Annotated in this window: 19 protein-coding genes and 2 pseudogenes; 13 read left to right on the top strand and 8 right to left on the bottom strand. The window is 39.7% G+C overall.

Annotation, left to right across the window (positions count from 1 at the left end):
- Positions 1–43 precede the first annotated feature (43 nt).
- The 4 genes from pglX to ACW9JV_RS14500 are packed head-to-tail and all read left to right on the top strand — an operon-like array spanning position 44 to position 9,797.
- Positions 44–3,571, top strand: a complete 3,528-nt coding sequence (gene pglX, locus ACW9JV_RS14515; protein WP_457335677.1) for a BREX-1 system adenine-specific DNA-methyltransferase PglX — start codon at positions 44–46, stop codon at positions 3,569–3,571.
- A gap of 52 nt (positions 3,572–3,623) precedes the next feature.
- The gene (gene pglZ, locus ACW9JV_RS14510; protein WP_457335675.1) at positions 3,624–6,119 is read left to right on the top strand and encodes a BREX-1 system phosphatase PglZ type A; all 2,496 of its coding nucleotides are present in this window, start codon (positions 3,624–3,626) and stop codon (positions 6,117–6,119) included.
- An 18-nt stretch (positions 6,120–6,137) separates the two neighbouring features.
- Positions 6,138–9,311, top strand: coding sequence for a helicase-related protein (locus ACW9JV_RS14505; RefSeq protein WP_457335673.1), 3,174 nt, complete (start codon positions 6,138–6,140; stop codon positions 9,309–9,311).
- Positions 9,312–9,371: 60 nt separating this feature from the next.
- On the top strand, positions 9,372–9,797 hold the full coding sequence (locus tag ACW9JV_RS14500) for a hypothetical protein (RefSeq protein WP_457335671.1): 426 nt from the start codon (positions 9,372–9,374) through the stop codon (positions 9,795–9,797).
- On the opposite strand, the gene ACW9JV_RS14495 is transcribed toward ACW9JV_RS14500, so the two are convergent.
- The 5 genes from ACW9JV_RS14495 to ACW9JV_RS14475 form a co-directional block, all read right to left on the bottom strand.
- Positions 9,767–9,973, bottom strand: a complete 207-nt coding sequence (locus ACW9JV_RS14495; protein ID WP_457335670.1) for a hypothetical protein — start codon at positions 9,971–9,973, stop codon at positions 9,767–9,769. The two genes, ACW9JV_RS14500 and ACW9JV_RS14495, sit on opposite strands and share 31 nt — an antisense overlap.
- Before the next feature lie 361 nt (positions 9,974–10,334).
- The gene (locus ACW9JV_RS14490) at positions 10,335–10,859 is read right to left on the bottom strand and encodes a GNAT family N-acetyltransferase (RefSeq protein ID WP_457335668.1); all 525 of its coding nucleotides are present in this window, start codon (positions 10,857–10,859) and stop codon (positions 10,335–10,337) included.
- Positions 10,859–11,035 (bottom strand): hypothetical protein, encoded by a 177-nt coding sequence (locus tag ACW9JV_RS14485; protein ID WP_457335666.1) that lies wholly within the window; start codon positions 11,033–11,035, stop codon positions 10,859–10,861. The genes ACW9JV_RS14490 and ACW9JV_RS14485 overlap by 1 nt, the downstream gene beginning before the upstream one ends.
- Before the next feature lie 131 nt (positions 11,036–11,166).
- A complete protein-coding gene (locus ACW9JV_RS14480; RefSeq protein ID WP_457335664.1) occupies positions 11,167–11,607 on the bottom strand; it encodes an MFS transporter in 441 nt (146 codons plus the stop codon).
- A 136-nt stretch (positions 11,608–11,743) separates the two neighbouring features.
- Positions 11,744–12,229, bottom strand: coding sequence for a hypothetical protein (locus ACW9JV_RS14475; protein ID WP_457335662.1), 486 nt, complete (start codon positions 12,227–12,229; stop codon positions 11,744–11,746).
- Positions 12,230–12,650: 421 nt separating this feature from the next.
- On the opposite strand from ACW9JV_RS14475, the gene ACW9JV_RS14470 reads away from it, so the two are divergent.
- A complete protein-coding gene (locus ACW9JV_RS14470) occupies positions 12,651–13,118 on the top strand; it encodes a hypothetical protein (RefSeq protein ID WP_457335660.1) in 468 nt (155 codons plus the stop codon).
- A gap of 304 nt (positions 13,119–13,422) precedes the next feature.
- On the opposite strand, the gene ACW9JV_RS14465 is transcribed toward ACW9JV_RS14470, so the two are convergent.
- Together ACW9JV_RS14465 and ACW9JV_RS14460 are read right to left on the bottom strand one after the other, a co-directional pair.
- Positions 13,423–13,608: a hypothetical protein gene (locus ACW9JV_RS14465; RefSeq protein ID WP_457335658.1), complete on the bottom strand. Its 186-nt coding sequence runs from the start codon at positions 13,606–13,608 to the stop codon at positions 13,423–13,425.
- 295 nt (positions 13,609–13,903) lie between these two features.
- Entirely contained in the window at positions 13,904–14,842 is a 939-nt protein-coding gene (locus ACW9JV_RS14460) for an Rpn family recombination-promoting nuclease/putative transposase (RefSeq protein ID WP_457335656.1), read from the bottom strand.
- A 153-nt stretch (positions 14,843–14,995) separates the two neighbouring features.
- Between ACW9JV_RS14460 and ACW9JV_RS14455 the strand changes: the two genes are divergently transcribed.
- Positions 14,996–15,979, top strand: a complete 984-nt coding sequence (locus tag ACW9JV_RS14455; RefSeq protein ID WP_457335654.1) for a beta-ketoacyl-ACP synthase 3 — start codon at positions 14,996–14,998, stop codon at positions 15,977–15,979.
- Positions 15,980–16,130: 151 nt separating this feature from the next.
- Here the strand turns inward: ACW9JV_RS14455 and ACW9JV_RS14450 are convergent, their stop codons facing one another.
- Positions 16,131–17,297, bottom strand: coding sequence for a DUF4317 domain-containing protein (locus ACW9JV_RS14450; protein WP_457335652.1), 1,167 nt, complete (start codon positions 17,295–17,297; stop codon positions 16,131–16,133).
- Between the two features lie 177 nt (positions 17,298–17,474).
- On the opposite strand from ACW9JV_RS14450, the pseudogene ACW9JV_RS14445 reads away from it, so the two are divergent.
- From ACW9JV_RS14445 to ACW9JV_RS14415, 7 genes and pseudogenes are all read left to right on the top strand, one after another.
- Positions 17,475–17,576: pseudogene (locus ACW9JV_RS14445) on the top strand (biotin synthase BioB); the annotation flags it as partial.
- 50 nt (positions 17,577–17,626) lie between these two features.
- Positions 17,627–18,055: pseudogene (gene fosM / locus ACW9JV_RS14440) on the top strand (FosM family fosfomycin resistance protein).
- 635 nt (positions 18,056–18,690) lie between these two features.
- Entirely contained in the window at positions 18,691–19,980 is a 1,290-nt protein-coding gene (locus ACW9JV_RS14435) for an ABC transporter substrate-binding protein (protein WP_457335650.1), read from the top strand.
- A gap of 80 nt (positions 19,981–20,060) precedes the next feature.
- Positions 20,061–20,912 carry a carbohydrate ABC transporter permease gene (locus ACW9JV_RS14430; RefSeq protein WP_457335648.1) on the top strand — a complete coding sequence of 284 codons (852 nt, stop codon included), beginning with the start codon at positions 20,061–20,063 and terminating at the stop codon, positions 20,910–20,912.
- Positions 20,909–21,742 carry a carbohydrate ABC transporter permease gene (locus tag ACW9JV_RS14425; protein ID WP_457335646.1) on the top strand — a complete coding sequence of 278 codons (834 nt, stop codon included), beginning with the start codon at positions 20,909–20,911 and terminating at the stop codon, positions 21,740–21,742. Before ACW9JV_RS14430 ends, ACW9JV_RS14425 begins: the two co-directional genes overlap by 4 nt.
- A 16-nt stretch (positions 21,743–21,758) precedes the next feature.
- Positions 21,759–23,483: a glycoside hydrolase family 35 protein gene (locus ACW9JV_RS14420; protein WP_457335644.1), complete on the top strand. Its 1,725-nt coding sequence runs from the start codon at positions 21,759–21,761 to the stop codon at positions 23,481–23,483.
- Positions 23,484–23,509: 26 nt separating this feature from the next.
- A complete protein-coding gene (locus ACW9JV_RS14415) occupies positions 23,510–24,493 on the top strand; it encodes a LacI family DNA-binding transcriptional regulator (protein ID WP_457335642.1) in 984 nt (327 codons plus the stop codon).
- The last annotated feature ends 16 nt before the right edge of the window (positions 24,494–24,509 follow it).

Raw genomic sequence — 24,509 nt, 5'->3', positions numbered from 1 at the left:
GGCAGTTTTACCTTCTGCTCCTTTACATAATAGAGGTGAAACAATGAATAAAGCAGAATTAAATAAATTTGCCGTAGAAGCCAGACGAGATTTAATTGATAAAGTGTCACTTAAAGCTGAACAGTATGGAATTACCCAGGATAATCAAGAAGTAAATATTGAAGAAAACTATGGACAATTAATCGTTAATGGTAAGTCCTTCCCAATAGAGATAAATCATGCTGTTCATATGTTACAACAACGTTTGAACCAGGTGGGTTATGACCAGCTTATCGAAGAAGTTGCTTACACGTGGTTTAACCGAATTATTGCGATTCGTTATATGGAAGTCAATAACTATTTACCTGATCGGGTCAATGTATTATCGAGTAGTACAGATAAAAATGAACCTGATATTTTACTTCAATATGAAACAATGAACTTAGACGTAGATCGTGAGCACATAAATGAATGGCTACAAAAAGGTAATAATGAACAAGCTTATCGCAACTTATTTATTGCCCAATGCAATGCTTTAAATCAATTGCTACCATTCTTATTTGAGAAAATTGAGGATTATACCGAATTATTATTACCTGATTATTTATTAGACCAGGAATCTATCATTCGTAATTTGGTTAACGATTTGTCTGATGAAAACTTTTATCAAATAAAAGAAGATGGCTCCCAAAAAGACAATGTAGAAGTGTTAGGCTGGCTTTATCAATATTACATGTCAGAGAAGAAAGAGCAGGTGGGCGGTTTACGAAACAATGCAGTAAAAAAAGAAGACCTGCCCGTCGTCACGCAATTATTCACACCCAAATGGATTGTACAGTATATGGTACAAAACTCATTAGGAAAATTATACGATGAAAAGTATGAAAACAACCAATTAGCTCGGCATTGGGAATATTACTTAAAACACGAAGAAAATCATCATCTATACCCAGAATTTGATTCGTTAGAAGAACTTAAAATCATGGACCCAGCATGTGGGTCAGGTCACATCTTACTTTATGCCTTTGATATGTTATATGACATGTATGAAGAAGCGGGCTATCCAACTAGAGAGATACCTCAGTTGATTTTAGAAAAAAACTTGCACGGTTTAGATATTGATAAACGTGCTCAACAAATTGCAAACTTTGCATTGCTCATGAAGGCTGCTGAAAAACAACCACGCTTCATTTCAAAATTAAGTCGTAAAGGGGTAACGCCAAAACTGAATGTATATGAAATTGTGGATGCAGATTTGTCATTATCTGAAGAAGCTATAGAATATTTTGTGGAGAATGAAACTGAAAAGGCATCAATCAATGAGTTATTAAATCAATTCGAGAATGGGAAACAGTTTGGTTCTTTGATTGACCCTATTGAAGCTCCTTATGTACAATGGATTGATTTAATCAATAACTTAGGGAATCAACAAAGAGATTTAATTGATGAGTCTTATTCTAAGGAATTAAAAGAAAAACTATTACCAGTTTTAAAACAAGCCTATTTGTTGTATCAAAAGTATGATGTTGTAGTTACAAATCCACCATATCACAGTAAATTTAATGAAATCTTAAAAAAGTTTATATTTCAAAATTATAAAGAGTATAAGACAGATTTATATTCCACATTTATTTATAAAACTTCTCTGATGACTAAAAAATTTGGATATTCTGCATTGATGACTCCATTTACTTGGATGTTTATTTCGAAGCATGAGAATTTGAGAAGGTTTGTTATAGAAAATAATACTATTTCAAGCTTAATACAGTTGGAATACTCTGCTTTTGAAGAGGCAACAGTTCCAATATGTACATTTGTATTGCATCGTCAATCACAACGTACAGCTGGAGAATATATAAGGTTAACAGACTTTAAAGGATCAAGCAGCCAATCTATAAAAGTTAAAGAAGCAGTCAATAATAAATTTGTAAACTATCGATATACTAGTTACTCATCAACATTTTCTACAATACCAGGTTCTCCAATATCTTATTGGGCAAGTGAAAAAGTTAAAGAGTTGTTTTTAGATAATAAAATAGGAGATTCATTAGAAGTAAAAAGAGGAATGACAACTTCAGATAATGCTAGATTTTTAAGATTGTGGTTTGAGATTAACATTTATGATTTGAATAGGAATTCAAAGTCAAGAAACGAAGCATTAGAATCTCAGTCTAAGTGGTTCCCTTATAGTAAAGGTGGAGGATATCGAAAATGGTATGGTTACTACCAAGATGTGGTTAATTGGAAAAATGATGGGGAAGAAGTTATAGAATATGCGAAAACAATTAATAAATCTTATACAAGAACAATTGTGAATACGTCTTACTATTTTAAACCATCAACCGGTTTTTCATATATAACAAGCGGGCCGTTCAGTTCTAGAGTTATACCTGAAGGTTTTATATACGATTCAGGAGGGCCAGGTATATTTGGTTCTGAAGATGAGAGGGTATTTATTTTAGGATTACTTAATTCAAAAGTGGCTCAATTATTATTGAACATATTAAATCCAACTATAAACTTACAAATTGCGGATATTGTAAGAATACCTTTTCGTGACAATTTATCAAGAGAAAAATTACTTACTTTAAGGAAGCTAATTCATAGTAATATTGATATTTCAAAATTTGAGTGGGATTCATTTGAAACATCATGGGATTTTAAAGTACATCCATTTATAAAATTTGAAAATGAGAAAAACATTGTTTCAGTGGCTTATGAAAACTGGAAACAAAAATTAGAGTATTGTTTTCATCTACTAAAATCGAATGAAGAAAAATTAAATCAAATTTTTATAGATTTATATGAATTGGAAGACGAAATATCGTCTGAAGTTTTGGATAATGATGTGACGATTTCAAAACCAAGTATCGATAGGGAAGTTAAATCCTTTTTATCTTATTTCATTGGCTGTTTAATGGGGCGTTATTCATTAGACATGGATGGTCTCGTTTATGCTGGTGGAGAGTTTGATGAATCGAAGTATGAGACATTCAAGCCCAATTCTAATGGACTTATTCAGTTAACAGATGATCATTACTTTGATAATGATATTATGGTTCGTTTACGAGAGTTTTTATCTGTAGCATTTAGTCCAGATACAGTAGAAGATAATATGCAATGGTTAGCTGAATCGTTAACAATGAAGAAAAATGAGTCGCCGGAGGAGCGGTTGCGTCGTTATTTCTTAAATGAGTTTTTCAAAGATCACTGTCAAACGTATCAGAAACGACCAATTTACTGGTTAGTTGATTCAGGCAGGCAAAAAGGGTTGCGTACACTGATTTATATGCATCGTTATCAACCAGATACGATGGCAACGATTCGCTTTGAACACTTACAAGAGATACAATCGAAGTATCAAAACGAAATTAGTATGATTGATACACGTTTAGTTAATCCTAGTTTATCGGCAACGGATAAACGGAATTTGGAAAAAGCTAAAACCGATTATCAAAAGAAGTTGGAAGAACTACAGGAATTTGATAAGTATTTAGCGACATATGCGAATGAACAAATTGACATTGATTTAGATGATGGTGTCAAAGTGAACCATGCCAAATTTGATAAAGTCCTAGCAAAGATTCAATAAAAGAAAGAGGAGGATAAACTCCTCTTTCGTTTTACATAATGAGGTGACCTCGGTGAATGTCATTGAAAAATTACAAGATAAAATACAGCTTGAAAAAGAAACAAAAGCAAGAGCGATTGTTTTTTGGTATGATCCACAGGCCCAAGTGAACATAGAAGAATTAAAGAAACAATTAGATGACATTGAGATAAGATATTTATCGAATCGGAATTTTTTTCAATTAAAAGTGGAAATAGAAATTCAAAAACCGGACACATCCTTTCTTATTTATTCAGATGCACCGAGGCCAAGTGATAAAGAAAATGTATTGTTAGATATTTTATCCTACAATACAGAGTTTAAAGCTGATGAAACGGCTCTTTTATCAGAACAGCTGCAAGTTTCCGATGATGTATTACGCTCGATGATGGAACAGTATCCGCTGTTTTTTGAGAGTAAAGAACGGAAAAAAAAGCTCGAAAAAGTCTTACCTCAATCAGCAGACGAAAATGACTTTGAAATCAGTATGATGGCTGTATTGGCAAAGGCAACGGTACCTGATGTTCGGATGATCACACGCCAACTTCTTATAAACGAATTGTATATGGAAGATAATGAATTTGTGAAGCAAATACAGCGTAACTTCTCGCTGGGACGGGCGTTTGAAATAATCGGGCGTTATTTCGGTGTTTCGTTGGAATGGACTGAGGAACCTTTAATTCAACTGTGCAATACCCTCATATATCATCATTTCCGTCGAGATGCCGGCTTTGTCGTGGAGGATTGGGAAAATAAATGGCCGTCTTCTTCCCCGAATATTTGTGCGTTGTTTATTGACGAATGGATGCAGCATGATGATCGATATGTTCTGGAAAGACTTATAAAAGATTGGGAAGACACGTATCAGGTAAGGCTGGTTTTAAGTGACAATGATCTTGAAAACTACCAGGATGTGATTACATTTCCGATCGTTGATGTTTTGATCATTGAAAAATGTATCGATGAATTAATGCATCAAACCATTAACACGGATAATCGTTTAGAGATCATTGCCAAGCGTCTAAAAACGTATTGGGGATCCCAAGGGAAAATACAAGATATTTTTAATACCTTGTATGAAGCTGTTCGAATGGAGAAGCAAAAAAACCTCATCCATCGGGTATCTCAAGAAAACGATTTTTATAAAGAATATGCTGAGCATCTCTACTCCATCGACCAGACCTATCGTCATTTTATGCATTTCTTTTCACGACTTGACGAAAAGGAAATGTTGGAAGATATAGCGGGACGTATGACAAATTGGTATGAAAATGATTATTTGTTTCGTTTGGCACAACAGACGAACGATGTCATGGAAAACGATTATGTATCAAAATTGTTGCCACAACGATTGTTCTTTAAAAAAACAATTCAACCTATACTAGAAAAAGAAGCAACGAGGGTGTTTGTGATAATTTCAGATGCCTTGCGTTATGAAGCTGGTTATGAACTTCATGAACAGTTAGCTCAACGTGAAAATGGGACATCTAGTATTCAAGCGATGGCAGCAAGTTATCCAACCTATACACAATTAGGCATGGCCTGTTTATTACCGCATCGTGAATTAAAAGCTGATGATCGAAAAGGAGTTCTTGCTGATGATCAATCTACAAAAGGGATCAACAGTCGACGTCACATCTTGCAAAATGTAGAGGCAAAAACGGAAGTTTTACACTTAAAGGATCTTTTAGACATGAAGGCTCATCAAGCGGATCAATACTTAAAAGGGAAACGGTTAGTTTATTTATATCATGACCATATTGATGCCCTTGGAGATTCATCGAAATCAGAACGTGAAACTTATGGAGCTGTAGATCAATCCATTCGCGATTTATATTATGCGGTGGACCGCTTGTCTCGTCTGCAGGCAAAAAAAATCTTTATTACAGCAGATCACGGTTTCTTGTTCCAGCTAAAACAAATACAAGAACATGGCAAAATCGACTCAGTTGAAGGAGACGTTTTTGATAAAAACCGCCGATTTGCTATCGGTCATCATTTATCTACTCCGGAAGGATCGATTAAATTATCTGCACGGCAGTCTCCTTTAAAAAATGTCGAAACCGTATTAGCGAAAAGCTTGAATCGTTTTAAAACAGGTGGTGGACTCCAATTCATTCATGGAGGAGCATTGCCACAAGAAGCCGTTGTACCATTAATTGAATACCGGCGTATTGAAAAAGCACAACCGGTTGAGATTGCTGTAGCGGTCATCAACAAAGTCATAACCAATTATCGTGTGCCGATTTCTTTTTATCAGGAACAAAGTATTTCGGATGAATATTCGTCACGAAAAGTTCGAGCAGCGTTTTATCAAGGTGATGAAAGAATTTCCAATGAAATGGATGTTATTTTTGATCTTAAAGGCAATAACCGTGATCGCAATCTTCAAGTTGAATTCAATTTAATAGAGAAACCCTATAAAATTGGAGAAACGTGTACTTTGCGAATAGAAACAATAACGACAAAAGACAAAGTGTTGTATTCAGAAGAAGAATTTGTATTACGTCTATATGAAGCGCTGTATTAATGCTAAAGAGAAGGTGTTATGGTGCTGAAAAAAGGTGATATTGTAGGGGCCTCTTTTTGGCCGGAGACGGTACAAGTGAAATATGTAGAAAACATTGATGAGGATTTGTATTTGATTGAAGCTGTTGGCCGGGAATCTAATCAATTTTTCGAGAACTATTTAGAAACTTATCAACTTCAGGAAGTGGAACGCTATTCTGGTGAAGATGTTGCTGACAATTTAAAAGATCGTTTCCAACATTATTTACAATATCATGTACTGCGCACGGAAAAGGAATACTCTCAAGCAAGAGCACGCGGGAATAAAAACTTGATACCACTGCCACATCAAATTGAAGCAGTCTATAGCAAGATGTTACAGGCACCCCAGGTTCGTTACTTATTGGCGGATGATCCTGGCGCTGGTAAAACGATCATGACTGGCATGCTTATACGTGAATTAAAAGCTAGAAACATGCTAAGAAAGACATTAATATTGGTCCCTCCGATTGTATTAAATCAGTGGCAGGCTGAGTTGAAAGAAAAATTTGATGAAGACTTTTTTATTATCACACGGTCATATTTAAATGCCACCGGGGACTTAAATCCTTTTGACATGCATCACCAAGTCATTGCATCGATGTATTGGGCCTCAAGAGAAGATATTAAGAATATGATTTTGAATTCACATTTTGATTTTGTAATTGTTGATGAGGCTCATAAGATGGCAGCTTATACAGTTGGTCAAAAGAAACAAAAGATAAAACGAACAAAGATGTTTCAGCTTGGTGAAAATTTGCTGCGCCATACGGAACACTGTATGTTGTTAACAGCAACTCCGCACAAAGGAGACATGGAAAATTTCCGTCATTTAATGAGCTTGATTGACCACGACATTTTTTCACAGTTAAACCGGGGAGATTCGATTTTTGAAAAAAGTAATCCGTATGTTATACGTCGATTAAAAGAGAATATGGTTAATTTTGACGGCACTCCGCTTTTTCCAAAACGGACAACAAAAACGTTAGGATTTGAACTGAGTCCTGCAGAGATTGATTTGTATGATGCAGTAACTTATTACGTGAGATATTACTTTAATCGAGCAAAACAAAACAATAAACCCAATGTAGCGTTTGCAATGATGATTTTACAAAGAAGGTTAAGTTCATCAGTGGAAGCTATTTATTTATCTCTTCTGCGACGGAAAGAACGTTTGCAGGAAGTGATGGAATCAGGACGAAGGCTGCAACAAGGGTTGGATGTGGAAGAGTATGACGATAAATCTTTAGAAGAACAGGAATTGTTGGAAGAGGACGCCGAAGGTGAATTTGAGGAACTGAATTTTAATGAATTACAAGTGGAAATTGAAATGCTTGATAATCTTATCCGAAAATCTAATGTAATTAGGCAATATGAACAAGAACGCAAATTCTTAGAGTTAGAAAAAACGCTATTTGGTGCCGGTGGTTTATTAGCACAAGAGGAAAAAATATTAATATTTACAGAATCTAAAGATACATTACATTACCTAGAAGAAAAACTGAAAATCTACGTTCCTGATGTTGCAAAAATCATGGGTAACTTTTCAATGAATAGAAGACAGGAAGAAGTGGAGAAGTTTCGGCATGAGGTTCAAATCATGGTAGCCACAGATGCTGGTGGAGAGTCAATCAATCTGCAATTTTGCAATCAAATGGTCAATTATGATATTCCATGGAATCCAAATAGGCTGGAACAACGTATGGGGCGTATTCACCGAATCGGACAGAAGAATGAAGTGTTCGTATTTAATCTGGTTTCCACGAGTACACGAGAAGGAGACGTGTTGATTCGGCTGCTAACGAAGATGGAACAAATGCGTAATGATTTGGGACAAGAGCTTATATATGATTTTATCGGTGAAGTTCTGGAAGATAACCAAGCTGACTTATCTACGGTGATGGAACAAGCGGTAACTGGGAGAGAGAATTTAGATGAAGTGATTGAACGTATGGAAAAGACATTATCAGAAGAACATCAACGCTTATTGGAATTTGCACAAAATGAGCGACTGGATGAAAATTTTGATTTACCCGGGGCAAAACGCACTTTTGATGAACTTTCCATAAACAGTATTCCGAATCATTTTTACGGGAAATTTGTTGTTAATGGACTGCAGAATACTAAAACGCGTTTAAAAGTATCTTCTGATAAAAGCACAGCACGAATCGACCGGTTTCCAAAACGAATTCGTGATTTTGCCCGTGATCAAAAATTGATGTTTAATTTTGATGATTCTACTCGATTTGCATTAACGGCTGAAACAGAAAATTTGCCAATGATTGAAAACGATGATGCACTATTTAGTCTAGTAATGAAATTGACAGCGGATGAGATGCAAAAAGTGATCTTACCATTATATGAAGTCAAATCGGCCTTGTCAGAATCGATGATCATGGAGTTGAATCAGGTTACGATTGTAGATGGTAATGGACGCGAACTAGAGCAGCAGTTAACGATAATTGGTAAACGAGAAAATGATGAATTTATTCACATTTCCCCATATTTTCTTTTTAATCAGTCACTCGAAATAGTCGGAACATACTCAGAGGAAGATCGAGAAGTTCATCGTTATGTCATTCAATATGCGCGGAAATTGTTAAAAGTAATTCAGCGTAAGCGTGAAGACTATGCCAATCGGAAACGTGTATTTTTGAGGAAATCATTTGATGAACAAATGGAAACATTACAGGAACGTATGCATCATTATCAAAATCATAATATAGATGAAAAGAACAGAGCTTTAATTAACCAAACGTACGCTCAAATCGATGAGTTGGAAGACCGGAGCAAAGAACGCTTGAATGAAATTGATCGTGAACGTTCGATTCAATTGAAGCCTGTAAAACGAATAGCACAATTTAAAATTGAACCAAACAGTATGATTAGTGCCCGGGTTATACCGGAAGACTTTTTCTCATTAATTGAAAGTTATGAATTGAGTAGGGGGAGAGTGAATGTAAAATTACGAAGTGCTCTAGGGCTAGTGGATTTCACAAGTGAAGAAGTGGACGGGGAAAGCCGGTTAATTATCGCTACAACTGATTTGTATCAATTTAAACAGCAGCTTGTTGAAGAAGACTATGAATCAATTAAAAATCGGGTATTTATTTATGAGATATGGGATGGACGAATAATAGAACATCGATTAGAAGGGGGATTACTATTTCGCTAATAAATGTTGACAATAAGAAACATACTTTTTGAAAGTAGCACGGGGTGGGAGATCACATAAATGGGAAACATTAAACTAAAACAATGGATAGAAAATATTATTACAGAATTGGCTACTAATATAACGAAAGAATCTTTTCTGGACAAACTTATTGAATACGGAAGACGAGAAAAGAATGATCAACTAAAAAAACAGATGAGAAATGTATATAAAAATGCACAGTACAATCAAGAATACTGGATATATTTAAAACGAAAGATTGCCAAAAGAAAGGGCTGGCCTATATTCGCTCCTCATGAACGTGAAGATATACCGCCTCGTATAATACCAAATAGAAGTGACGAAAAACACTGCTATTATTGTAAGGGAGCGTTGTATTCTGATATTCATATAAGTTGTATTAAGTGTGATTGGCTTATATGCCCTTACGATAATTCTTGTGGTTGTGGATTCAATTATGCAAAGTCTAAAATTGACTTTTGGTGATCTTGGTAATCATAGATATTAAGTTTTATGATAACATTATCACCATGAAACTGTTTGTTCAGGATGGTAAGTACCGTGTCATTGGTTTGAACCTCTTCTTCTTTTATGTAGGGGTAAATGTCTGCGATTCGTTCGAGCTGCCTTTTCGCCTCTGCCGGGGAAATAGAAGGATTCATATCGTCACCTGCTTTATTCGCTGTTTACCGTGAGCTTTTCAGCTTATATGGATTATACTACTAGTATAATGCAGCCGTATCTTAATAGAAAAGAGCTGTTTACAACCTGAATTAAATTGGATATAACTCTTGGTATATAATCTTAAGACTCTCTTTCTTCAGAGGGTCTTTTTTGTAGAAAAAACCGTTTCGGGGATAGGAAGGGGCGGGGATCAGTTATAATAAAAGTATCGTATAGTAGAGGTGCATAAGAAAAAATTATCAAGGAAATTGCCATGTTGAATGAGGAAGAAAGGGAGAAGGTACTCGATAAAAGTGCAAAGACAAGCAAAAAATGCTGCCCGTAGTGGGGGATTTACAATTATAGAGAGCTCTCTTTTAAATCATCGATTTTCAGAACCATATTATGAAGATCCCGATTCATTCTGTTTAAATAGGTGAACCCACATTTTTTATAAAAATCGATAGTATTTGTGAAGGATTCAACGGATACAAACACCACTCCCACAGACTCAGAGATTTCTCTGCATATATCAAGTGCAATATACATTAACCACTTCCCGTGATCGTTTCCTTGAAATGCATGATCAATGCCTATCGCATGAATTCTTATTGCTGGGTACATTTGCTTTCCTATAATTGATTGTACTGTCCAGTCTTCTTTTTTTAATTTAGATTTCGGTATGGGAACATAATCAGAAAACAGAGTGAAAAAACCAATAAAATGGCCGCTGTTATTCTGAACGGTATGCGTTTTGGCAAGGTTTTGCTGATGATATTTGAGGGCATTTTCTTTTAAAAATGATTCTATAAAATTATTGGGGCTTGGACAAGAAAAGGATTGAACGGTGTCAGCTGGCATATTAGAAATGATATCAAGATGCATTAGTCGTTAAAATTACCGCGTTTTCTCATTTCTCTTGCTTTTTTCACACCTTGACGGACTTCTTCCATGTTTTCAGGTTCTTTTTTATTTTTTCCTACCGCCCAGTCAATAAAGTTTTGACGTTCTTCTTCACTGTCAAAGGTAACTTTCATCGGCTTGATTGTTGGGATTGACAAAGACTTATCCTCCTCATCCCTGCACATGCTGATACCACCTTCATTAGAAATGGTACTAGTATATGCCGGCTTTTCTAAAAGTATACCATAAAGCCCCGAGAAAGAAAATTTAATGATGGGTCTCTGGTTTATTAAGAAAAGTAACTCACGGCTGGCATAGCTGATATGTAATAAAGCAGCTCCGTAAAGGTTGGCAGGACTTCTTCAAGCCGTTTTCTTACAGAGGAAGAAGCCATCCCTGCGAGGAAGATTCCAACAAGCACAAAAACAAAAGCATGTAAGAGCCCCATAACTTCTACAGGCAGATATCCTGTAAATATCACAAGAGCGAGTCCTGAGAACGCTAGTAAGGAGGCGGTTCGAAAGACGGGGACTCTGCCGAATCGGTCGAGGAAAAAGCCGCCTGCTGTGCGGCCTAGGAACATAGCTGTTAAAAACAGGGTGAACATGGCGATGCCGGGGATAGGCTGCACGTTGAAACCGTCCACCATGGCGAGAGGCACCCAGTCATTGGCCGACCCTTCCGCAAAAGCCATGCCAAAGACAACTAGACCAATAAGTTCTTTCCACACCTGCCATGCGCTGGCAGATGGATGCGTTTCTTTAAGCGGTGAAATGCTGTCTCTTTGCTGGTTGTTCAGATGGAAGGTGCTAGACTGGTAGCTCAGCTCTTCTTTCTATAATCAGAGTGAACACTCCAGGATAGCTTCAAGAAGCTGAGAAATTGCTCCAGTCCTCATTTATTAGTTTTGCTATGCTCTGTATTCTTTCAAATGCGTCATTCGAATCTTCTGGAGGGACGATATAATTATGGTCGCGTTCTGTCAGGATAATGATAGTGCCGTCTTGATATAAGAAAAAACTGTATGCGGCTTGTTCGTTTACGTTACGCTGCTCCGAAAAAGAAAATAGATAGCTGGGTTGATCCGTTTGTTTTTCTGTGTGTGTATCTTTCGATGTTTCCTGCACCTTCAAATTTTCTGTTGCCCCTAGGATGTTCTGTATTTTTTCTTTGTCGTCCATAATTTTCGTGCCGGTCGTTGCGTTGTCGGCACTGATTTTTTGTATATGGAGAAATCCCATCTTTTCCTCTTCGGAGGGGAAAGAATCGGTATTCGACAGTGTTTCTCCGTTGGTGCTGCTTCCGCACGCGGAGCATATGCAAATCAGAACGAATAACAGAACGTATTTCATCTCACACTTCCCTTTCTCTATTAATCATTTGAATCTAAGGAAATACCCAGGCGATAGCACCTTCCTTTCTCTCAGGATAGAGTTAGGAAATATAATAAGCAATGTCTATTGTTTGAGGGAAACGACTTTGAAATAATTGTAACTTAAACTATTATCAAGAAGACGGCTATGGAACTTTGGAGGTTGCCACAGTGAATAGAATAGGAACAGCTCCTTTCACTCAACCAGGAGATAGTGGAGGAATTGTCTATGAAAATGATAACAATTTTATAAAGGGACAGGGTTGTCCTATATTACCAAAATTTCAGATGTAGTCGATTATTATACTACAAATCAATCCTTTGATATTTACACAGATGATTCTAGCCATTGCAGAGTAAACTGAAAATTTTATTAGTTTTAATCAAATGGGGGATTAATTATGGACAAAAAAATGAGGATGTTGATTGGCATTGGAGTAGCAATTTTGTGCGTGGCTCTTCTTTTGTGGTTCATGTATTTCCGGTATTTTTTCCTTCCAGAACTTCCTGAATCCCTTGAAGGGGGATATGAAGATGACCAAATTAAGATTACAGCAGATGCTGAGAAGAATGAAAGCAATAAATACGAGATTCGAGCATCCGTTACCAATCCTGCAGACGACACTAATGTGACACTTCCTTATGTACCAGATACTTGTGAATTAACATTATATTTCAGCGGTCGTACCCCTGCGAACGATAATTCACAAGGTTGCCCTGCTGTTTCCGGTTATAGTATGAACGAGGGAGAGACTACAACGATAGAATCCTCTTGGGGTTCAAGATCATTTCACCGAATGAATTATACTTTTCAAGTAAAATATGAAACTAATGGTTCAAGAAAAACTGTAAATGTACAGTTAGAATAACTCTACTTTAATAAAGAAAAATAGTCATGGCCTTTATCCAATGAAGATGGAGCCACCTCCGGAGTTCTTGCCACCTACGAGGCCATTGCGATTCCGGGTAACGTGAAAATAATGAATAGTGCGTTACGTGACCATATAAGTTGTTTCGTTGTGGCATTGCTGTTTGACATGTTCTCGTATTCCTCTTCTGCTCTTACGTCATCTTGTCATCATGGTAACATAAGGTGCCTGCCGCGATAGATGAAAAGATGGATGAACCCCTTTTTATCAAGGATTTCATCCATCTTTTCAATCAATTATAACGTTATTTTAATTGAAGCACTTCATCAATTGTGAGCCCGGTCACTTCAGCTATTGTTTCCTCATCCATGTCTTTTTTCAGCATCGCTGCAGCAATCGCCGTTTTTGTCTCTTCTTTCCCTTTTTCGATCCCCTTCTTTTCGTAAGATACCACAAATTCCCTCACTTTTTCGCCTTCTCTTCCATCCATATGTTTCACCTCTTCCTGCTTTTCTTCCGAAGAAGTAAAAACCCAGCAGTTCTCATAATATAACAGAATTCATATAAAACGATGTTTTGTTGAGTACGGGCGGCCACTCCCCGTAAAAGGAGTGGTGAGATGTCTGATGATCAAACCATCATGGTGATCCTTACAGTATTACTTGTTATGGTGACTTCGGACAAAAAATAAAGTCCCATCCTGAAGCGGGCTTGAAGAGGATGTGTAAAAATGGATATGTTTTATTGTGGGAAGGTGCTCAAAAAATGGCGGCGATGAATAACTACTATTGTTCTTCATGTTTTAAACGAAGAATTTCCCCGGCGGAGAGTCCTGTTATATCAACAATGGTGTCGACGTCCATGTCTTTTTTCAGCATGGCTGCAGCAATCTCCATTTTTGTCCTTCTTTCACCCATTTTTTCTCCTTTTTCCATGCCCTTCTCCATCCCTTGCTTTATGCCTTTTTCGATCCCCTTCTCCATCCCTTGCTTTATGCCTTTTTCGATCCCCTTCTTTTCGTAAGACACCACAAATTCCCTCACTTTTTCGCCTTCTCTTCCATCCATACGTTTCACCTCTTCCTGTAGTTTCTTTTCTTCCCAAGAAGTAAGCGTTAAATAAGTCTCGAAAAAACCGGTCAACAGGTTGGATCTTGCAGGATCTATATTCATACGGACCATCATGCGCAAAAATTCTTTTTTTACTTGTATTTTCTCCTTCTCATTATACCCCATTTTCGAAAGGAATGCAGCGGCTAAAGGGTTGTCCGAGCGGATAAAGTGTCTCCAGTTCTGCTGTTTTAATTGGACGGTTAAAAATTGAAAACGGAGCACATCGTGAAAAGGAAATTGAATGGAGAAAAGATCCGGCTCCTCCCGTCTCTGATCATAGGTGAATAAGGCAATCGGGAGAATATTGCAGCGGTATTTTTCATATAATCGTCCGTAGTAGATAAACATACGCTCATTGAAGTCAGGCTGGGGATAACTCTGTGATTCTGTGTGAATGATAATAACGGTTTCTTCTTCTTTCCGTCGTGTTTTTACAAGGAGATCTACTTTGTACTTTTCCCCTTGTGTCACATCACTGAAGACTTCTTCTGCTAAAAACTGGATGTTGGAAAAGTCAACAGCTTCGTGGACCTCTGGAAAAAACAATTGGATAAATTCTTCAAAATATGTTGTTAACACTTCTTTAAACAATCGATCGTGATCAACAGCCATAACATCCTCCTTTGTAAAGAACGTGTGTTCCTCAATAGAATACCTGTTCCTGTTATAAAAAGCAAGAAAGTGGAACTGTTTTACAAATAATTAGTACCAGATATTAATAACAAGTGATAAAATAAGTGTAAATAACGAATGAGGTGAGTGTTGATGTCGATTTCCAAGGCACGTATTACTGCGTTAGGTTCATATGTTCCGGAGCGAAGATTAACAAATTATGATTTAGAAGAGATGGTGGATACAAGTGACGAATGGATTGTTAAACGTACTGGTATTAAAGAGCGAAGATTAGCTCATGAACAAGAGTTTACTAGTGATATTAGCTATGAATCAGTAATAAATTTAATGGAACGATACGGTAAGGCAATAGATGATGTTGATTTAATAATTGTTTCTACTTTCACTCCTGACTTCAAAACTCCTAGTGCAGCTTCCAACCTTCAAGCAAAACTAGGAATAAAAAATACTGGAGCAATCGATCTAAACGCTGCTTGTGCAGGATTTACTTATGGATTACATGTAGCAAATGGATTGATAACGTCCGGTTTGAACAAAAAAGTTCTTGTTGTTGGGGCTGAAACGCTATCAAAAGTGACGGACTATACGGATAGAACCACCTGTGTACTTTTCGGTGATGGTGCAGGAGCGGTACTTGTAGAATATGATGAAGAACAACCAAGTTTTATTTCTTCACATTTGGGTTCAGAAGGAGAGAGTGGACAGTATTTATATGGTACCAATCTATCAAAACGAATGAATACTGAAAAGTTAATTGATAGCGGTTTGATCGTTCAAAATGGTAAGGAGGTCTATAAATGGGCTGTTAAGACCGTACCAACAGGAATGCAATCTGTTGTGGAAAACGGAGGCATTAATTTGGAAGAGATTGATTGGTTTGTTCCTCATAGTGCTAATTTAAGAATGGTTGAGTCTATTTGTGAAAAGTGCAATTTCCCTATGGACCGAACATTATACAGTCTAGTTGATTACGGAAATACATCCTCAGCTACTATTCCGTTGTCTTTGGATATAGGGGTGAGAAATGGGGAAATAAAGCACGGTGATAAAGTATTATTGTATGGTTTTGGTGGGGGCTTAGCGCACGCAGGGCTGCTTATTAATTGGACGCTTTGATCTAATCTTTAATTGTCTTCATGTTTTTTATATTTTCTGTAAAATAATGAAAAAGCAGTTTTACCGTGAGGGGAGAAGAATGATTGTGATGATTAACGTGACATCAAAAAAACCAGGAAGGATTTGTTCCTTCATCCTTCCTGGTTAAGATTTATTCATTAAATGCTTGAGGGAGCATTTTAAAACCATCGACTTCTGCGTCTTCATCGACTTCAATCATAATACAGCGTTTCCCCTGATAGTTGACCTGCCTCACGTACTCAAGGTCCTGCGGGCTGATGGAGATGTTGGCGATTTTCGTGTTAATTTTGATGGATTTAGAGTTGTATTTAGGGACGATGCTGCTTGCTTTCAGTTCATGGGTCTCATTATCGGCGGCCCGCTGAAACGCTGTTTTCACGTATTCTGGATCCACTTGTTCGCCGCTCTGTTTCAGCACATTCCCGACGTCTTTGTAATCGAGGGTTGGCGGCGTATCTTCTTCATTTTCTTCGACGACGCGGTTAATTTCTCCATACACATTTGCGAGGGTGGCGGGGGTAACCTGCTCTCCCACAACGTCTTTGATGACTTCCTCGAACACCGCTTTATCCTCTTTGGCCGTCTTGATTTCTTCTCCATTCAACACCTCTTCGATGAATCGATAGTCCGGCTCATTTGCTTTTCCGGCAGCATAGAGAACGTGGTTCACATCAGAGGTGCCATCCTTAATGGACGGGAAAAGAAATCCGGATATTGGATGGTTCAGATCAATGACGGGATCTGTTTCGATTTTGTACTTGAACTCTTTCTCGATGTAATCGAACTGCATTTCTTTTTTCGGGTCTTCTGTTTTATTCATGCTGCATAGAATAAAGGGATTGGAGTAAACGGCATCGCGGTCACTTTCTTCCGTTTCATCATTTCGACGTTTTGTCGGCTTTAAGTACTCCGCACGAATGAAGGTAATGACAATATCTTTTTCAGACGGATGGTCTTCTATCATTTTCTGCGTCATATGCAGCATTTGTTCTTTCCAGTCTTCCGTGTCGCTGCTTAAAAGGCCTTTATGTAGAATGAGCTGGCTGGAATTTTCTGCGTCGCGCTTAAATTTTAATTCAAATAATTTTTCATCCAGCTGGCCTGTCAGCACTTTCTTGAAATTGTCCATGAAAAGCTCCTGCTGCTCCTCGGTAAGCATTTCAAACGGCTGACTCTGGTGGTGATATATCTCCGTTGTTTCCTTCATGATATATACATTGAAGATGTCAGAGATCTTCAGTAAATCATTATCCATCTTAAATTGCCGGCGTATCCCGGCTATATCTTTTTTGTCCATGTTCGTTCACTCCTGAGCTGTTTTAGCGTATAAGCTGTCATTGTTTGATTTTACTATTTTAACATACGCTCATTATAGTCGTGATTCCATTAATCCTTATGGATGAAAAAGTAAGTATACTAGAAAGAGTAAAGGGAGTGTCCAGGTGAGGATATTCTTTTGCTATTGCATGCTTCCAGAATAGATACAGTCGACACAGCGAAACAGGCTGGTATTTCTCCCTGTTCCGGGGTTATCATTAGAATGGAAGAATCAAAACAGGATGTTGTAGATATGGCATACAAAAAGGGCAGTAAATAGACAAGATATGAAACAAAGGAGGGATTGAAGTGCCGGTAAAAGGATTAAATCACTTTCTGTTTTCCGTTTCGGATCTAGAAACGTCCATCGCGTTTTACAAACATGTCTTCGATGCAAAGCTGTTAGTAAAGGGAAAAAATACAGCTTATTTTGACTTAAATGGTATGTGGCTGGCACTCAACGTGGAAAAAGATATCCCCCGGCAGGAGATTCATGATTCATACACACACATCGCCTTTTCCATTGAGGAAGTGGAGTTTGATGAAATGTATGAAAAACTAGAAGACCTGGGAGTAAACATCCTGCCGGGCCGCCAGTGAGACGTAAAAGATAAAAAATCTATTTACTTCACAGACCCTGATGGTCATAAATTTGAATTTCATACCGGCACCCTGCAGGAGAGACTGGAATACTACAAGCAGGAGAAAACGCATATGGAATTTTACGATAGTACATAAGATGAGGATAAAAAGCTGGGTTCACCCTGATGTTCATTTTTGGTGGGAAAGTCCACGGGTAGACAAACACAGTGTCGGGAAATCCAAAAGCGTCAAAGAACCTTCACCTTGAGAGATGAGGTGGGGGTTATTTGACGTTTCCTTCCTTCGGAAATTCGAGCGTGACGGCAAAGCCGTTATATGGACTGTGTCCCATCGTCATCCTTCCACCATCATTCTGAATACGGAAGAATGGCAGCTAATCTTTCGACTGCAGAGATGCAGCTGATCCCATTACTTCCATTTTATGGAGTAATTTCCTTTATTTGTTTGGCTGTGTCCTGCATTCGCTTCGGACAGGAAGAAAGGAGATAATCTGATGAAAGGTAAAGTCTTAACTGCAATCAGTACGATTATGCTTTTTATTCCGTTGTCGGTGCTGCTGGTTTAGGATTGATGGTCACATCTTAAAAAAGTTTTAAATGGATGAAACCGCGGATATACTGGTTTCATCCATTTTTTTGTTCGTGGAAGCAATGCAAAGTGGACAAGGTAAAAATAAAATAAAACATTTACTAAATTTTATTGACATATTTACGCAACGTATTTACTACAATAGTTGAAAGGGCTTTCATTATCAAAGGGGAGGATTTATTTTGAAAAGATTATTACTGGCTTTATCGTCGTCTGCGGTTGTCCTGGCGGCCTGCAGCGGGAGTGGCGGAGAAGATTCGAGTTCAGAAGCGAATGACGGCGGCGATTCTACGAAGACGCTGACGGCGTGGGCATGGAATATTAACATCCCGGTGATGGAAGAAGCAGCGGAACGTTTCGCCGAAGAGAATCCGGGATTTGAACTGGATATCAGGGAGCAGGGTACTCCTGATGTTTATGAACAAATCACCACAGGGCTTCAGGCCCAGGGGGAAGGGCTTCCGGATATTATGCTGATCGAAGACGATCGTGTGCAGGGGTACTTAAATGCTTTTTCGGATGCGTTTCTTAATCTGGATGAGTATGGATTTCAGGAAGAGCATAGCGATAAGTTTCCTGAATTTAAGAACGACCTGCTCACTTTAGATGGAAGCACCTACGGCATGCCTTTTGATGCGGGGCCGGGCGGCGTTTTTTACCGGACGGATTTGTTTGAAGAGGCAGGCATTGATGCCGAAGAGATTGAAACGTGGGATGATTTTATCGAAGCAGGACATGTTCTGCGTGATGAACTTGATGTGGCGATGACAGGGATCGATATAAACAACGATGATGGTGTTTACCGGATGATGCTGAATCAGCAGGGAACGTTCTATTTTGATGAGGAAGATAACATCCATTTAACTTCCGATGAATCCGTTCGGGCGATGGAAGTTGTTCAGACGCTGGATGAAGAAGGGTTGAATGAGAATTTAGTCGGTTGGGACGCCTGGCTTGCCGGTCTGGCTGATGGGGAAGTTGCTACGGCGCCGAGTGGAGCATGGCTCACTGGGTCGTTGATAGAACAGGCACCGGATCTTGAAGGAAAATGGGGCGTGTTCCCTCTGCCTGCATTTGAAGAAGGCGGAAACCGGGCCGCGAACCTTGGAGGAAGCAACTTTATGATCAATGCCGATACAAAGAATCCAGATCTGGCGTATGAATTTATGGAGTTCTTTTCCACCTCCGAAGACGTACAGCTGACAGCGATGGAAGGCGGTCTGTTTCCATCTTTGAATACGATTTACGATGAAGAGGCGTTCACCGAGCCGGTTGCTTATTTCGGCGATCAGCAGATTTGGGATATGTTTGCCGGCATGATGGATGAGATTCCGCCGGCCAACTACACTGGTGATTATAGTGTAGCCCGTGATGAAGCGGAAACAGCGCAGTCCGAAGTTGCAGAAGGAAATGATGTGCAGGAAGCACTGGAGAGTGCAGAAGAACGTCTTTCGAACCGGATTAACAATTAAAAGGTAAGAGAATAAAGGGCGCGCGTTCCTGCCCTTTATTCTTTCCTGTTCCGCAATCTGCGAAGAAGGCTGGGTGAACAATGAAACAGACAAAAGCTCCCTATTTTTTTATCGCACCTGCAGTGATATTATTTTTGATCTTTACGGCTTATCCGATTATTGCCTCTCTCTACTTAAGTTTTCACCAGAAAGAAGATGGGGTCTATACTTTTGCGGGATTGTCCAATTATACCCGTCTTTTAAATGACAGTATTTTTTGGACCGCCTTATCCAATACCTTCATTATATTCATTTTGCAGGTGCCGCTTATGCTGATGCTTGCGATGATTCTTGCAAGTGTGCTGAATAGTCAGTTGCTGAGGTTGAAGGCACTTTTCCGGGTTTCTTTTTTTCTCCCGGCCGTTACGTCGCTCGTGGCGTATTCCCTTTTGTTTTCTATTATGATGCAGGATAACGGACTGTTTAATGAACTGCTCGGTTATATCGGTATCGACGGCGTACCGTGGCTGTCTGATTCCGTCTGGGCAAAATTTTCGATTGTCATGGCTATGACATGGCGCTGGGTCGGATACAACATGATTATTTTCCTGGCCGGGCTGCAGAATATTCCTGAAGAGATGTATGAAGCTGCTTCCATTGATGGAGCGGGAAAAATCCGGCAGTTCTTTTCTATCACTGTTCCAAGTTTGAAGCCTATCATTCTTTTTGCGGGGATTCTCTCCACGATCGGAACGCTGCAGCTTTTTGATGAACCGTTTAACCTGACAGGCGGTGGTCCGGGAAATTCCACCATGACCCTTGGCCTATATATTTACGAAAACGGCTTTGAATACTTTGATTTCAGCTATGGCAGTGCTGTCGCCTATGTTGTAGTTGTGTTGGTAGCCATCCTTTCCTATGGCCAATTTAAATTCACGGGGGATAAATCATGAGACAGTCCACTACGAAGCGATTTCTAGGAAAACTGGGCATGTATACATTGTTAACCATATTTTTGATTATTTCCGTTTTTCCATTCTACTGGATGCTTGTCGGTTCGACGAATCCTTCGGATAAAATGATTTCAAGTCCGCCTACGCTTACGTTCGGTAATCAGTTCATGGAGAATCTGGTGAACCTGAATAACACGGTGGGGATCTGGCGTGTGATGTTCAATTCCCTTTTTGTCGCCGGTTTGTACGTAGTGATTGCCCTTATTGTTAGTACAGCGGCTGCGTATGCTTTTGCAAAATTTACGTTTAAAGGGCGGAACACGATATTCATTATCATGATTCTTTCTATGATGATTCCGTATCAGGCGACGATCATTCCGTTGTTTCAAATGATGTCGGCTTACGGGTTATTGGATACGTATTTCGCGCTGATCGCGCCGCAGTTGTGCTATCCGTTCGCCATCTTTCTCATGCGGCAGAACTTTCTGGCTTTTCCGGATTCGCTGCTGGAATCCGCCCGGTTGGATGGCGCGCACGAGTTTAAAATCTTCACCCAAATAGTGCTGCCATCCATGAAACCGGCTCTTGCGGCGACGTCCATCTTTTTGTTTATGTACCAGTGGAATAACTTTATGTGGCCGCTTGTAGCGATACGTACGGAAGAAATGTACACCTTCCCGGTGGCGCTGTCTACCTTGAACGGGGTGTCCTACACAGACTACGGCCAGATGATGATGGGAATCTCTTTAGCAACCGTACCAATAATTATTGTATTTCTTATACTGCAGAAGCATTTTATTTCCGGCATGCTGGGAAGTGCTGTGAAGTAGGAAGGATGTTCGACCAATGCTTGAAACAAAAGAAGGAAGTTTGTACTTGGACGGGAAACCGATGCGCATCATCTCCGGAAGCATCCATTACTTCCGCATCGTGGAGGGGTATTGGCGGGATCGTCTGGAAAAGTTGAAAGCAGGCGGATTCAATACGGTGGAAACGTACATTCCGTGGAACTTTCACGAACCGAAAAAAGGAATGTTTACCTTTGAAGGAATGCGTAATGTAGAACGTTTCATCCAGCTGGCGAAGGAGATTGGACTGTATGTTATTTTACGTCCCTCGCCTTATATTTGCGCAGAATGGGAGATGGGCGGTCTTCCCGCATGGCTGCTGAAAGATCCCGATCTGCGTTTCCGCTGCTCGGATCCGGTGTTTTTAGCCCATTTGAAGGAGTATTATGATTACCTGCTTCCGATACTCAGGACATATCAGTACTCAGAGGGAGGCCCGGTGATCGCGTTTCAGATAGAGAACGAGTACGGAGCATACGGGGATGACAAAACATATTTAGAAGCAATCCGCCGCATGTATCATGAGCATGGCATACGGGAGCTGCTGTTTACGTCAGACGGTCCGAATATGATAAAAGCGGGTTCCCTTCGTGACGAGTGGACGACGTTAAACTTCGGCTCCCGGCCCGACGAAGCGTTTCAGGAACTGGAGAAGTGGAAAACTGGAGAGCCCCGCATGTGTATGGAATACTGGATCGGCTGGTTTGACGCCTGGGGCCACCCGCATCATACCCGCGACGCGGCAAGCACCGGCGACGTATTGAAACGGATGCTGAACATGGGCGCTTCCATGAATTTTTACGTGTTTCACGGCGGCACCAATTTTCAGTTTTATAACGGAGCTAATCACTACGACACATACGAACCGACGATTACGAGCTATGATTATGATGCGCTGCTGACCGAGTCCGGGGAGATTACGGAAAAATTCAGAACGGTACAGCGTATCCTGGCGGAAGAAGGACAGGAAGTTAAAAAGGTTCCGGAAGAAAAGCCAGCCCGGCTTTCGGAGCGTAAGGTCGAACTGTCCCAATCCGTGAGTCTGTTTGACACCCTTCCCAGCATTGCTGCCAGGAGAACGAACGTCACTCCATTAACGATGGAAGAATTGGATCAGTCCTACGGATTTGTCCTTTACCGCACGACGTTTGATGGGAAAGGAATGTTTTCCGTGGAGCTGGATGCGATGCAGGACCGTGCCTTTCTCTACATTAACGGAGTGTATCAATATACGTACTACCGAAACGATACAAAAAAAGTGGTGGATCTCTTCTTTCCAGAGGAGAGCAATACCTTCGAAATCTTTATAGAGAATATGGGAAGAGTCAACTATGGAAAGTATTTATCTGAGAGAAAAGGGCTTATTCAAAACGTATGGATTGGAAACAGGTATACGTTTGACTGGGAAATGTACTCCATGGAGCTGGAAGATCTCGTGCTGGACTTTCATCATCAGAAAGATGAACGTTTTCCAAAGTTTTTTGAAGGGAGCTTTTCCGTGGAGACCCCGGCTGACACCTTTGTCCGGTTAGACGGATGGAAAAAGGGAAATGTCTTGATTAATGGATTCAACCTGGGGCGCTACTGGGAAATAGGTCCTCAAAAAACCTTGTATCTTCCTGGTCCATTGCTGCAGGAAGGAGATAATAAAATACAGGTTTTAGAATTGGAAGGACATTCTACACCATTGCTGTCCCTCGTCCCCGAGCCGGATATCGGATAAATGCTGATGCATGGAAAGGAGAAAATATGGCCACGATCAAAGAAATAGCAGACCGAGCAGGAGTATCTCCCTCCACCGTATCAAGAGTACTGAACTATGATAAAGCTCTATCCGTGGCAGATACGACGAAGAAAAGAATATTTGAAGCCGCAGAAGAACTGTCCTATCAAAAAGTACGTGGAAAAAAGACAGAGGTTCGTACCATTGCGTTTCTGCATTGGGTGGATGATCAGGAAGAACTCGATGATATCTATTACATGGCTATCCGCTTTGGTATTGAAAAACGAGCCGACATGTCGAATGTGAAATTGGTGAAATACGGAGAAGGCGAACTGGAACAGATTGAAACGGACGTGGAAGGGATTATTGCGGTCGGCCACTTTAATCAAGATCAGGTTCGAGCCTTGAAAAAGCTGGAGAAAAAGATCGTGTTTGTAGATTCAAATCCCGATGAAACAGCATCCGACGCTGTTTTGGTAGATTTCGAACGTATTTCTACCATGATTATCGATCATTACGTGAAACAGGGATATAAAGAAATTGGATTTATCGGCGGCTATGAAACATTCAAAGATACGACGGAACCGATGACAGATTTAAGGGAGCGGTATTACAGATCTTATATGGCCGAACTTGGTCTACTCCAGGAGAAGTTCATTTTTGTCTCCGATTTTTCCGTAGACTCCGGCTACCAGCAGATGAAAAAAGCAATACACACGCTGGGAGAAGAGCTCCCGGGTGCCTTTTATGTAGCGAATGATCCGATGGCTGTCGGTTGTCTGCGTGCTCTGCATGAATCGGGTATAAACGTTCCTGATGACGTCAGCCTGATCGGAGTGAATGATATCACGGTTTCCAAATATCTCTTTCCTCCACTCAGCTCCGTTAAAATTTATACCGAGCTCATGGGGGAAACGGCGGTAGATCTTGTACTGGAGCGCATCCAGGAAGAGCGGAAGGTTCCGAAGAAAGTTTATTTAAGTAGTGAATTGATGCTCCGGCAAACGTAAAAAAACAGGGGGTTGA

Source organism: Salibacterium sp. K-3, from assembly GCF_054052005.1.
Note: the sequence above shows the minus strand (reverse complement) of the source record. Positions and strands in the feature narration are given on the sequence as shown.